The 12,023-nt window shown below is 62.1% G+C and carries 10 protein-coding genes; 7 read left to right on the top strand and 3 right to left on the bottom strand.

What is annotated here, in order from left to right; translation table 11 throughout:
* Positions 1 to 44: 44 nt before the first annotated feature.
* Positions 45 to 923, bottom strand: coding sequence for a heme/hemin ABC transporter substrate-binding protein (locus M1D99_RS04995; RefSeq protein WP_434574315.1), 879 nt, complete (start codon positions 921 to 923; stop codon positions 45 to 47).
* A 248-nt stretch (positions 924 to 1,171) separates the two neighbouring features.
* On the opposite strand from M1D99_RS04995, the gene M1D99_RS04990 reads away from it, so the two are divergent.
* A complete protein-coding gene (locus tag M1D99_RS04990) occupies positions 1,172 to 1,489 on the top strand; it encodes a Rieske (2Fe-2S) protein (RefSeq protein ID WP_186709124.1) in 318 nt (105 codons plus the stop codon).
* Here M1D99_RS04990 and sfsA read toward each other — a convergent pair.
* Both sfsA and M1D99_RS04980 read right to left on the bottom strand, forming a co-directional pair.
* Positions 1,445 to 2,191 carry a DNA/RNA nuclease SfsA gene (gene sfsA, locus M1D99_RS04985; protein WP_458131461.1) on the bottom strand — a complete coding sequence of 249 codons (747 nt, stop codon included), beginning with the start codon at positions 2,189 to 2,191 and terminating at the stop codon, positions 1,445 to 1,447. The two genes, M1D99_RS04990 and sfsA, sit on opposite strands and share 45 nt — an antisense overlap.
* Positions 2,191 to 3,363, bottom strand: a complete 1,173-nt coding sequence (locus tag M1D99_RS04980) for a pyridoxal phosphate-dependent aminotransferase (protein ID WP_186730366.1) — start codon at positions 3,361 to 3,363, stop codon at positions 2,191 to 2,193. The genes sfsA and M1D99_RS04980 overlap by 1 nt, the downstream gene beginning before the upstream one ends.
* A 337-nt stretch (positions 3,364 to 3,700) precedes the next feature.
* On the opposite strand from M1D99_RS04980, the gene dksA reads away from it, so the two are divergent.
* The 6 genes from dksA (at position 3,701) to M1D99_RS04950 (ending at position 12,021) form a co-directional block, all read left to right on the top strand.
* A complete protein-coding gene (gene dksA, locus M1D99_RS04975; RefSeq protein ID WP_186709115.1) occupies positions 3,701 to 4,144 on the top strand; it encodes an RNA polymerase-binding protein DksA in 444 nt (147 codons plus the stop codon).
* Between the two features lie 232 nt (positions 4,145 to 4,376).
* Complete coding sequence (gluQRS, locus tag M1D99_RS04970; protein ID WP_458131460.1) at positions 4,377 to 5,258, top strand: tRNA glutamyl-Q(34) synthetase GluQRS; 882 nt, start codon at positions 4,377 to 4,379, stop codon at positions 5,256 to 5,258.
* A 77-nt stretch (positions 5,259 to 5,335) separates the two neighbouring features.
* A complete protein-coding gene (locus tag M1D99_RS04965; RefSeq protein ID WP_003176118.1) occupies positions 5,336 to 5,512 on the top strand; it encodes a hypothetical protein in 177 nt (58 codons plus the stop codon).
* A complete protein-coding gene (locus tag M1D99_RS04960; RefSeq protein WP_186709097.1) occupies positions 5,496 to 8,450 on the top strand; it encodes a sensor histidine kinase in 2,955 nt (984 codons plus the stop codon). Before M1D99_RS04965 ends, M1D99_RS04960 begins: the two co-directional genes overlap by 17 nt.
* Positions 8,451 to 8,472: 22 nt before the next feature.
* Positions 8,473 to 9,906 carry a sigma-54-dependent transcriptional regulator gene (locus tag M1D99_RS04955; RefSeq protein ID WP_434574308.1) on the top strand — a complete coding sequence of 478 codons (1,434 nt, stop codon included), beginning with the start codon at positions 8,473 to 8,475 and terminating at the stop codon, positions 9,904 to 9,906.
* A gap of 717 nt (positions 9,907 to 10,623) precedes the next feature.
* A complete protein-coding gene (locus M1D99_RS04950; protein ID WP_434703928.1) occupies positions 10,624 to 12,021 on the top strand; it encodes a polynucleotide adenylyltransferase PcnB in 1,398 nt (465 codons plus the stop codon).
* Positions 12,022 to 12,023: the final 2 nt, after the last annotated feature.

The following is a 12,023-nucleotide window of genomic DNA, read 5'->3' as shown; positions in this document are numbered from 1 at the left end:
CAGGCCCAGGCCGATGAATAAAGTGCGTGGCTTGACCAACGCGGTCATGGCGCCGTGGCCGACTCAGCCGGATAGAAACCGGCCGTCAGTTTCACCAGGCTTTGCGGCAGACGCGGACCCAACCCGCCCACCAACAGCGTCGGGTCGAGCTCCATGACGCGCCCGTCCCTCGCGGCCCGGGTCGAGGACAGGATCGGGTTTTCCCTGAACAACGCCGCTCGCGCCTCTTCACCGCTCAGGGCTCGGTCGGCGAAGACCAGCACTTCAGGATTCAGGCCAGCCAGGCTTTCCACGGAAAAAGACTTGTAGCCACTGTGAGTCGCGAGGTTGTGACCGCCGGCCTGCTGCAACAGCCAGTCGGCGGAAGTGCCCTTGCCAGCAACCAGTGGCTTGCCACCGGAACTGCCCACCAACAGCAACACCCCAGGTGCCTTTTGCTTACGCTGGGCCTCCACTACACGGGCGTGTTGCTGGGTGAGCTGTTCCTGATAACGATCGAACACCCGGGCTGCCGCGGCCTCGGCCCCCAGCAACTGGCCCAAGTGACGCAAATTGCCTTGCAACGTCGGCAGGTCAGGGGTGGCCGAGAACAGTTCGACCTGCACGCCGGCGCTGCGGATTTGCGCCAGCACCGGTGGAGGTCCCATTTCTTCGGTGCCCACCAGGATCTGCGGGCGCAGGCTCAATACACCCTCGGCGGACAATTGTCGCTGATAGCCAATGCTGGGCAGGGCCCGCAACGACTCAGGATGCTGGCTGGTGGTGTCCACGCCCACCAGTTTCGATTCGCCGCCCAGGGCACTGACCCACTCCGAAAGAGCGCCGCCAGCGCTGACCCAACGCTGCGGCGACTCAGCGGCGCTGATCCCCTGGTTGACCAACAGTGCGACACAGAGCGCAACAACGCGGATGTTCAGGCGCATCGGGCAGCTTCCTCGAAGAAGTTTTTCACAGGACCGGGTAGGGCCAAGTATCCTCAGCCACTTGCGAAGGAGGCGCCATTTGATAATTGTTTTCATTTGACCGTCAAGCATGGATCTTCCCCGGCAAATGAGAGAACCCTGTGGGAGCGGGCTTGCTCGCGAATGCGGTGTCTCATACAGCACTGCGTCCCCTGACACATTGCATTCGCGAGCAAGCCCGCTCCCACAGGTTCTTACCGAGGACACCCATGAAGTTTCTTTGTACCGCCGCCCAATTGCCCGACAACGGCAGTCGCGGCTTCGAGCTCGATGGGCGCAAGCTCCTGGCCGTGCGACGCGCCGGCCAGGTGTATGTCTATCTCAATCGCTGCCCGCACCGTGGCGTGCCGCTGGAATGGCAACCCGACCAGTTCCTCGACCCCAGCGCCAGCCTGATCCAGTGCGCCACTCACGGCGCGCTGTTCCTGATCGAAAGTGGTGAATGCGTGGCCGGCCCCTGCGCCGGCCAGTTCCTCGCAGCCCTAGATAGCCGGGAGGACGAGCACGGCGTCTGGGTCGAGCTCTAGCAACACCGGCAACGCACGGTCCACCCACATCTGCTCGGGCGTCAGCGTGACCCCGTAGGCCAGCACCTCCACACCCGCCGCCACTGCGTCACGCAGGGCAGCGGCGTACACCGGGTCGATTTCGTGTGCCGGGCGCACGGCCTCGATGCCACTGAGGTTCACGCAATACAGCTGCACCGCCCGCACGCCTTGCCGAGCCAGGCAGGCCAGTTCTCTCAAGTGTTTGGCCCCACGCAAGGTCACCGCATCGGGAAACGCCGCCACATGGGTGTCATCGAACCCCAGCGTGACACTTTTGACTTCGACCCAGGCCGAGCCCAGCTCATAGTCCAGGCGAAAATCGATACGGCTGTTTTCCACGCCGTACGCCACTTCACGCTTGAGCCCGGTAAACCCGTTCAGTTCGCTAATGATCCCGGCGCGCAGGGCCTCTTCGACCAAGGCATTGGCCCGTGCGGTATTGATGCAGGCGAGCCGTCCCTGAGGGGTTTCGCCGATTTCCCAAGTGCCGGGCAACTTGCGCTTGGGGTCGCTGGAGCGACTGAACCAGACGCGCGCGCCTTCGGCCATGCAATTGAGCATCGAGCCAGTGTTGGGGCAGTGAATAGTAAGAAGTTCGCCGTGAACGGTCTCGATATCAGCGAGAAAACGCTTGTAACGTCGAATCAAGCGGCCTTCTTCCAATGCAGGGGAAAAGTGCATCAGCCTTGCCAACTCCGCAGTCCGCGCCCGATTCGCTCCACCGCTTGCTGTAACCGCGGCAGGCTCTGTGTATAGGCGAAACGCACATGGTGCCCGGCCTGGTGGCGTCCGAAGTCCAGACCCGGCGTGAAGGCCACGTGTTCGGTTTCCAGGAAATGCTGGCAGAACGCAAAGGCATCGCCGCCGAACGCGCTGATATCGGCATAGAGGTAAAACGCCCCTTGCGGCTCCACCGCGATGCCGAAGCCCAATTCCCGCAAGGCCGGCAGCAGAAAGTCGCGGCGCAACGCGAACTCGGCCCGACGCTGCTCGAAGATCTCGATGGTGGCGGGCTCGAAACAGGCCAGGGCGGCATACTGGGCCATGCTCGGCGCACTGATGTAGAGGTTCTGCGCAAGCTTTTCCAGCTCGCCGATGGCCGCCGAAGGGGCCACCAGCCAGCCGAGCCGCCAACCGGTCATGCCGAAATACTTGGAAAAACTATTGAGGACAAAGGCATCGTCATCCACTTCCAACACGCTGGCGGCGTCGGTGCCGTAGGTCAGGCCGTGATAGATCTCGTCCACGACCAGATGGCCGTTGTGGGCCTTGATGGCCTTGGACAGTCCCGCCAGCTCGTCCCGGGCCAGAATCGTCCCGGTCGGGTTGGCCGGCGAGGCCACCAATGCACCGACGCTGTCCTGATCCCAATGGCGGTTCACCAGGTCCGGCGTCAGTTGGTAACGCACATCCGGTCCGACCGGCACCAATTGCGCCGCGCCTTCCACCAGGCGCAGGAAATGACGGTTACAGGGATAGCCAGGGTCGGCCAACAGCCAATGCTTGCCCGGGTCGACCAACAAAGCGCTGGCCAGCAGCAGCGCGCCAGAGCCGCCCGGCGTGATCATGATGCGTCGAGGGTCGATGTCGACGCCGTAGCGCTGCCCATAGAAACCCGAGATGGCCTCGCGCAGCTCAGGGATGCCCCGGGCCGCGGTGTAACGGGTCTTGCCCGCCGCCAGCGCGGCCTGGCCGGCCTGGATGATCGGCTCGGCGGTGGTGAAGTCCGGCTCGCCGATCTCCAAGTGGATGACGTCATGCCCGGCGGCTTGCAGTTCGTTGGCGCGGGCCAACAGCGCCATCACATGGAAAGGTTCGATGGCGCGGCTGCGCGCACTGTAGGGCTGAGCCATTGGCCTTCCTTCAGGGGAAAAAGAACCGATTCTACCCAACTCGGGAACAACTGCGGGAACGAGCACGAACCCGAAGCGGTCTGAGCCCTCGGATTGCAGGAAATGACTCCCGCGATTGGCCCAGGCTTGACTAGAATCAAGCATTGAGCAGTTTACATCCCCACCGAAGCGAACCCGGCCACGTTTTACAAGCCCCGGCCGCCGCAGGCTCGACAACCGGGAGTAGCGCGGCCCGATTTGATCTGGTAAGTTCGCCCGCTTGCAGCCGCAGGGCCGGCAGGTGTCGGTGATGGAGCAATCCTGCGTAGTGGATTACAAGAGTAGAGGCGGTCCATTCATGCCCACCCAAGCAAAGCAAAATCAAAATCAAACGCTCAGCGGGTTTGAGCCGTACGTCCCGCAAGCTGGCGAAGAGTACATGGGCGCCCCCATGCGCGCGCACTTCACCAAGATCCTGAACAAGTGGAAACAGGACTTGATGCAGGAAGTCGACCGCACCGTGGATCACATGAAAGACGAAGCGGCCAACTTCCCCGATCCGGCCGACCGTGCCAGTCAGGAAGAAGAGTTCAGCCTCGAGCTGCGTGCCCGTGACCGTGAGCGCAAGCTCATCAAGAAAATCGACAAGACCCTGCAACTGATCGAAGACGAAGAGTACGGTTGGTGCGAGTCCTGCGGCGTCGAGATCGGCGTCAAGCGTCTGGAGGCGCGTCCGACCGCCGACATGTGTGTCGACTGCAAGACCCTGGCGGAAATCAAGGAAAAACAGGTCGGCAAGTAATTGCTGGGGCTGTCACCGAAACGGAGCGTTCATACGCTCCGTTTTTTGTTTCCGAAGTTCTCCAAGCCTGGTGAACCCATGTGGGAGCGGGCTTGCTCGCGAAAGCGGTGGATCAGCCAGCATTGATGTAACAGATTCACCGCCTTCGCGAGCAAGCCCGCTCCCACAAGGGAATTATGCTTCGGCATCAAGATTTGTATGCCTCTCGCCCAGACCCAGTAACATTCGCCCTATGACTGCCTACATCGGACGCTTCGCCCCCACCCCCAGCGGCCATTTGCATTTCGGTTCACTGGTCGCCGCACTGGCCTCGTACCTGGACGCCCGGGCTGTGGGTGGGCGCTGGTTGCTGCGCATGGAGGACCTCGACCCGCCCCGGGAGGAGCCGGGCGCGCAAGCGGCGATTCTCAAGGCGCTGGAAAGCTACGGGTTCGAATGGGACGGCGAGATGGTTCGCCAGAGCGAACGCCATGACGCCTACGATCAAGTCATCAACCGGCTGTTCAGCCAGGGGTTGGCCTATGCCTGCACCTGTTCGCGCAAGCAACTGGAGGCCTACCAGGGTATTTATCCGGGACTGTGCCGCAATGCCGGGCACGGCACCGAGGACGCCGCCATCCGCCTGCGCGTCCCCGAGCTTGAATACCACTTCACCGACCGGGTCCAGGGCGAGTTCCGCCAACACCTGGGCCGTGAGGTCGGTGACTTCGTGATCCGCCGCCGAGACGGGCTCTACGCTTATCAACTGGCCGTGGTCCTGGACGACGCCTGGCAAGGGGTGACCGATATCGTGCGCGGCGCCGACCTGCTGGACTCCACGCCGCGCCAGCTCTACCTGCAAGAACTGCTCGGGTTGCCGCAACCGCGTTACCTGCACGTGCCGCTGATCACCCAGCCCGACGGGCACAAGCTTGGCAAATCCTACCGTTCACCGCCGCTGGCGGCCGACCAGGCCACGCCGCTGTTGCTAAGGGCCTTGCGAGCACTGGGCCAGCAACCGGGCCTCGAACTGGCCGATGCCAGCCCACGGGAACTGCTGGCCTGGGGCATTCGCCACTGGGATGCGCGCAAGATCCCGCGCACACTGAGCCTGCCCGAAGCGCAAATACGTTGACGGCCCTTGCAGCTTGGCGCCCATCCGTTACCATCGCCGCACGTTTTCGGGCACGCGCATAAATTAGAGAGGCCGGGATGTATATCTATCGCTTGGTCCTGCTCCTGGTAGTGGGGATTTACCTGTTCTCCCCGGCCATCATGGATTGGTGGATCGATGCCACGGGTGCCTGGTATCGGCCGTATCTGCTCTGGCTGATCCTGATTGTCGTGACCTTCATCCTGCAGAGCCAAAAAGATGCCGATGAGCTTTAGCCTGACCCAGATGATCCTGATCAGCGCCGCCTACCTGGCGGTGCTGTTCGGCGTAGCCTGGATCAGCGAACGAGGCATGATCCCCCGGGCGATCATCCGCCACCCGCTGACCTACACCCTGTCGCTGGGTGTCTATGCCAGCGCGTGGGCGTTCTATGGCACGGTCGGGCTGGCCTACCAATACGGCTATGGTTTCCTGTCCAGTTACCTGGGGGTGTCAGGGGCGTTCCTGCTGGCGCCAGTGTTGCTCTACCCGATCCTGAAAATCACCCGCACCTACCAACTGTCGTCACTGGCCGACCTGTTCGCCTTTCGCTTTCGCAGCACCTGGGCCGGCGCGCTGACCACGATCTTCATGCTGGTCGGGGTGTTGCCGCTGCTGGCCCTGCAAATCCAGGCCGTGGCCGATTCCATCAGCATCCTGACCCGCGAGCCAGTACAGCACCGAGTGGCGTTGAGCTTCTGTGCGTTGATCATCCTGTTCACGATTTTCTTCGGCTCCCGGCACATCGCCACGCGGGAAAAACACGAAGGCCTGGTGTTTGCGATCGCCTTCGAGTCGGTGATCAAGCTGATCGCCATCGGCGGTGTCGGCCTCTATGCCTTGTACGGCGTGTTCGATGGCCCGCAGCAGCTTGAGCTCTGGCTGCTGCAGAACCAGACCGCCCTCGCCGCCCTGCACACGCCTTTGCAGGAAGGCCCGTGGCGCACGCTATTGCTGGTGTTCTTCGCCTCGGCGATCGTGATGCCGCACATGTACCACATGACCTTTACCGAAAACCTCAACCCGCGCTCGCTGGTGAGCGCCAGTTGGGGCCTGCCGTTGTTCCTGCTCTTGATGAGCCTGGCGGTGCCGCTGATCCTCTGGGCCGGCCTGAAGCTGGGCGCCAGCACCAACCCGGAATACTTCACCCTCGGCATCGGCATCGCCGCCAACAGCAAGGCCCTGGCATTGCTGGCCTACGTCGGTGGCCTGTCGGCGGCCAGCGGCCTGATCATCGTCACCACCCTGGCCTTGTCGGGCATGGCCCTCAACCACTTGGTGCTGCCGCTCTACCAGCCGCCGGCCGAAGGCAACATTTATCGCTGGTTGAAGTGGACCCGACGGGCGTTGATCGTCGCGATCATCATGGCCGGCTACGGTTTTTACCTGATGCTCGGTGACGGGCAGGACCTGGCCAACCTGGGCATCGTCGCCTTCGTCGCCACCTTGCAGTTCCTGCCCGGCGTGCTGTCGGTGCTGTATTGGCCGACCGCCAACCGCCGCGGCTTCATCGCCGGCCTGCTGGCAGGGATCCTGGTGTGGCTGGTGGCGATGCTGTTGCCGCTGATGGGCAACCTGCAGGGCTTCTATATTCCGCTGCTGAACATGATCTACGTGCTCGACGACACCAGTTGGCACATGGCGGCCATCGCTTCCCTGGCGGCGAACGTGCTGATGTTCACCCTGATCTCGCTGTTCACCAACGCCAGCAGCGAAGAAGCCAGCGCCGCCGAGGCCTGTGCGGTGGACAACGTGCGTCGCCCGCAGCGCCGCGAGTTACACGCCGCCTCACCCCAGGAGTTCGCCACGCAACTGGCCAAGCCCTTGGGTGCCAAGGCCGCGCAAAAGGAAGTCGAACAGGCCCTGCGCGACCTCTACCTGCCCTTCGATGAACGCCGCCCATACGCCTTGCGTCGCCTGCGGGACCGGATCGAGGCCAACCTGTCCGGACTGATGGGCCCCAGCGTGGCCCAGGACATGGTCGAGACGTTCCTGCCCTACAAGGCTGGCGGCGAGAACTATGTCACCGAAGACATCCACTTCATCGAAAGCCGCCTCGAGGATTACCATTCGCGCCTCACCGGCCTGGCCGCCGAACTGGACGCCTTGCGCCGTTACCACCGCCAGACCCTGCAGGAATTGCCGATGGGCGTGTGCTCCCTGGCCAAGGACCAGGAAATCCTGATGTGGAACAAGGCCATGGAAGAGCTCACCGGAATCGCCGCCCAGCGCGTGGTCGGCTCCCGCCTGAGCACCCTGGGCGAGCCGTGGAAAGGCCTGTTGCAAGGTTTCATCGACCTGCCGGACGAGCACTTGCACAAACAGCACCTGGCCCTCGACGGCCAGACCCGCTGGCTGAACCTGCACAAAGCGGCGATCGACGAACCGTTGGCGCCGGGTAACAGTGGCCTGGTGCTGCTGGTGGAAGACCTGACCGACACCCAAATGCTCGAGGACAAGCTGGTCCACTCCGAACGACTGGCAAGCATCGGCCGCCTGGCCGCCGGGGTGGCCCACGAAATCGGCAACCCGATCACCGGCATCGCCTGCCTGGCGCAGAACCTGCGCGAAGAGCGCGAGGACGACGGCGAGCTGACGGAAATCAGTGGGCAGATCCTCGAACAGACCAAGCGCGTGTCGCGCATCGTCCAGTCGCTGATGAGTTTCGCCCATGCTGGCGGCCACCAACACAATGACGAACCCGTCTGCCTGGCCGAGGTGGCCCAGGACGCCATTGGTCTGCTGGCCCTCAACCGGCGCAATTTCGAAGTGCAATTTTTCAACCTGTGCGACCCGGAGCACTGGGTCGATGGCGACCCCCAGCGGCTCGCCCAGGTGTTGATCAACCTGCTCTCCAACGCGCGGGACGCCTCACCGGCCGGCAGCGCGGTGCGGGTCAAGAGCGAAGCTTTCGAACACACGATCGACCTGATCGTCGAAGACGAAGGCAGCGGTATCCCACAGAACATCATGGACCGATTGTTCGAACCTTTCTTCACCACCAAGGATCCTGGCGAAGGCACCGGTCTGGGCCTCGCACTGGTCTATTCCATCGTTGAAGAGCATTATGGACAAATCACCATCGACAGCCCGGCCGATGTTCAGAGCCAACGCGGCACCCGTATCCGGGTGACCTTGCCGCGTCATGTCGAAGCGACGTCCGCTGTGAACTGAGACCGTCGAGAGAATCGAATCAATGCCGCACATTTTGATCGTCGAAGACGAAACAATTATCCGCTCCGCCTTGCGCCGCCTGCTGGAACGCAACCAGTACCAGGTCAGCGAAGCCGGTTCAGTGCAGGAAGCACAAGAACGTTTCAGCATCCCCACGTTCGACCTGATCGTCAGCGACCTGCGCCTGCCTGGCGCCCCGGGCACCGAGCTGATCAAGCTCGGCCAGGGCACGCCGGTGCTGATCATGACCAGCTACGCGAGCCTGCGCTCGGCGGTCGATTCCATGAAAATGGGCGCGGTGGACTACATTGCCAAACCGTTCGACCACGACGAGATGCTCCAGGCCGTGGCCCGCATCCTGCGGGATCGACAGGCGGCGACCAGCAATCCTGCGGAACCCATCGGCAAGGCCAGCGCCTCGGCGAAAGCCGGCGCCAGCAACAATAACGGCGAAATCGGCATCATTGGCTCCTGCCCGCCCATGCAGGACCTGTACGGCAAGATCCGCAAAGTCGCGCCGACCGACTCCAACGTCTTGATCCAGGGCGAGTCCGGCACCGGCAAGGAATTGGTGGCCCGTGCCCTGCATAACCTGTCGCGCCGGGCCAAGGCACCGATGATTTCGGTGAACTGCGCGGCGATTCCGGAAAGCCTGATCGAGTCCGAACTGTTCGGTCACGAGAAGGGCGCGTTCACCGGCGCCAGCGCCGGGCGTGCCGGGCTGGTGGAAGCGGCGGACGGCGGTACGTTGTTCCTCGATGAAATCGGCGAGCTGCCATTGGAAGCCCAGGCGCGGTTGCTGCGGGTGCTCCAGGAAGGCGAAATCCGCCGGGTCGGCTCGGTGCAGTCGCAAAAGGTCGATGTCCGCCTGATCGCGGCCACCCACCGTGACCTCAAGAGCCTGGCGAAAATTGGCCAATTTCGCGAAGACTTGTACTACCGCTTGCACGTGATCGCCTTGAAGCTCCCTGCCCTGCGCGAGCGTGGCGCCGACGTCAATGAAATCGCCCAGGCGTTTCTGGCCCGCCAGAGCGCGCGGGTCAACCGCACCGACCTCAAGTTCGCCCCGGACGCCGAGCAGGCCATTCGTCATTACGCCTGGCCGGGTAACGTTCGAGAGCTGGAAAACGCGGTCGAGCGGGCGGTGATCCTGTGCGAGAGCCCGGAAATTTCCGCCGACCTGCTGGGCATCGATATCGAGCTCAGTGACCTGGACGACGAAGAATTCATCGGCCTGGCCCCGCAACAGGGCGGCGGCGCCAACAACACCAGCCACGAACCTACCGAAGACCTGTCCCTGGAGGATTACTTCCAGCACTTCGTCCTCGAGCACCAGGACCACATGACCGAAACCGAACTGGCACGCAAGCTGGGCGTCAGTCGCAAGTGCCTGTGGGAACGTCGTCAGCGCCTGGGGATTCCACGACGCAAGACTGGAGCGACCAGCGAAAGCTGAGGTGTGGGGGTAACACCACTGAATGTGAAAAAACTGTTACCCCAGTCTTTTTCACGTAACAGAAGCCGGGGCTTACGGTAACGAAACCCCGGCTTTTTTTCGCCCCGGAAAAATGGCTATAACCCTAGAACCCCCGGTTTCGCTGGGTCTCGCAAAAGTTGGCACGCACCCTGCTATAGCTTTGGTACAAGAACAATAACAAGCAATGCAAAAGACAATAAAAATAAGACGAATCGACTCACGCACAATAAAAACAAGACGGCGAGAGGCGCAGCTAACTGATTCTTTTGGAGAGGCGTTGTATTTGGGGCTTGCCCCACAACCAGGCCGAGAACAATAAAAACTGTCTCAAGACAGGTGCCTGAACTGGTTGGATCGATTGATCACTGCAACACAGCGACCAAAGCAATCCGTTTGCTCTTGGCTCCCGATTGGGAGGGTCACGAAGGGAAAACCTCGTGGCGCGGGCACTCAACAAAAACAAGAAGCCCGAAACCAATAATAAAAACAGAGCACGCAACTAATTCTGGGGGAGCTTCGGCTCCCCTTGTGGTTTCTGTCGTCCCGCCTTCCCCGCAGCCTACATGCCTATCGCTGAAAGCTTGCAGCCCAAAACTCCTCTGTCCTACACCATCCCTCGACTAAATGCTAGAATCCCCGCCCATCATGCGGTCATTCTTCGTTTTTGGCCGAACATTCCTTCAAACAGTGCATCCCATGCTGAAGAAGCTGTTCCAGTCATTCCGTTCTCCCTTGCGTCGTACGCAACACATTCGCAGCACGCCTGAAGTGCTCAACAGCGGCCAGCATTCACTGCAAAAGGCCCAGTTCAGCCGTTATGCGGTGAACATCGTCGAACGTTTGCAGAACGCCGGCTACCAGGCTTACCTGGTCGGTGGCTGCGTGCGCGACATGCTGCTCAACATCACTCCCAAGGATTTCGACGTTGCCACCAGCGCCACGCCGGAACAGATAAGGGCCGAGTTTCGCAACGCCCGGATCATTGGCCGGCGCTTCAAGCTGGTCCATATCCATTTCGGCCGCGAAATCATCGAAGTGGCGACTTTCCGGGCCAATCACCCGCAGAGCGATGAAGAGGAGGACAGCAACCAGTCTTCCCGCAACGAGAGCGGGCGCATCCTGCGCGACAACGTCTACGGCACGCTGGAAGAAGACGCGCAACGCCGCGACTTCACCATCAACGCCCTGTATTACGATCCGGTCAGCGAACGCATCCTCGATTACGCCAACGGTGTACACGACATCCGCAATCGCCTGATCCGCCTGATCGGCGATCCCAAGCAACGCTACCAGGAAGACCCGGTGCGGATGCTGCGGGCCGTGCGTTTCGCCGCCAAGCTGGATTTCGGCATCGAAAAACACAGTGCCATGCCGATTCGCGAACTGGCGCCGATGTTGCGAGAAATCCCCTCGGCCCGTCTGTTCGAGGAAGTGCTCAAGCTGTTCCTGTCGGGCAACGCGGCAGATACCTTCGAGATGCTGGTGGACTTGCAGTTGTTCGATCCGCTGTTCCCCGCCAGTGCCGAGGCCCTGGAGCACAATCCGACCTATACCCACACCTTGATCAGCGAAGCGCTGATCAACACCGACCTGCGCATCAAGCAGAACAAGCCGGTGACGCCGGCGTTCCTGTTCGCCGCCCTGCTCTGGCCTGCCCTGCCGGCCCGGGTGCTGCGCCTGCAAGACCGTGGCATGCCGCCGATCCCGGCGATGCAGGAAGCCGCCCACGAGCTGATCGCCGAACAGTGCCAGCGCATCGCCATTCCAAAACGCTTCACGATGCCGATCCGCGAGATCTGGGACATGCAGGAGCGCCTGCCACGGCGCAGCGGCAAACGTGCCGACCTGCTGCTGGACAACCCGCGGTTCCGCGCCGGCTACGACTTCCTCCTGCTGCGTGAAAGCGCAGGCGAGCAGACCGATGGCTTGGGCGAATGGTGGACCGATTACCAGGACGCCAACGACAGCGAGCGTCGCGACATGATTCGCGAGCTCAGCGGCAAGGATGATGGCGCCAGCGGCCCACGCAAGCGTCGTCGCAGCAGCGGTGCCAAGCGTAAACGGGCCAGTGAACCGAGCGCTTCGGGCGAATAATC

Source organism: Pseudomonas sp. R3-41 (assembly GCF_054161485.1).
The sequence above is the reverse complement of the archived record's forward strand: the minus strand, read 5'-3'. Positions and strand labels throughout refer to the sequence as shown.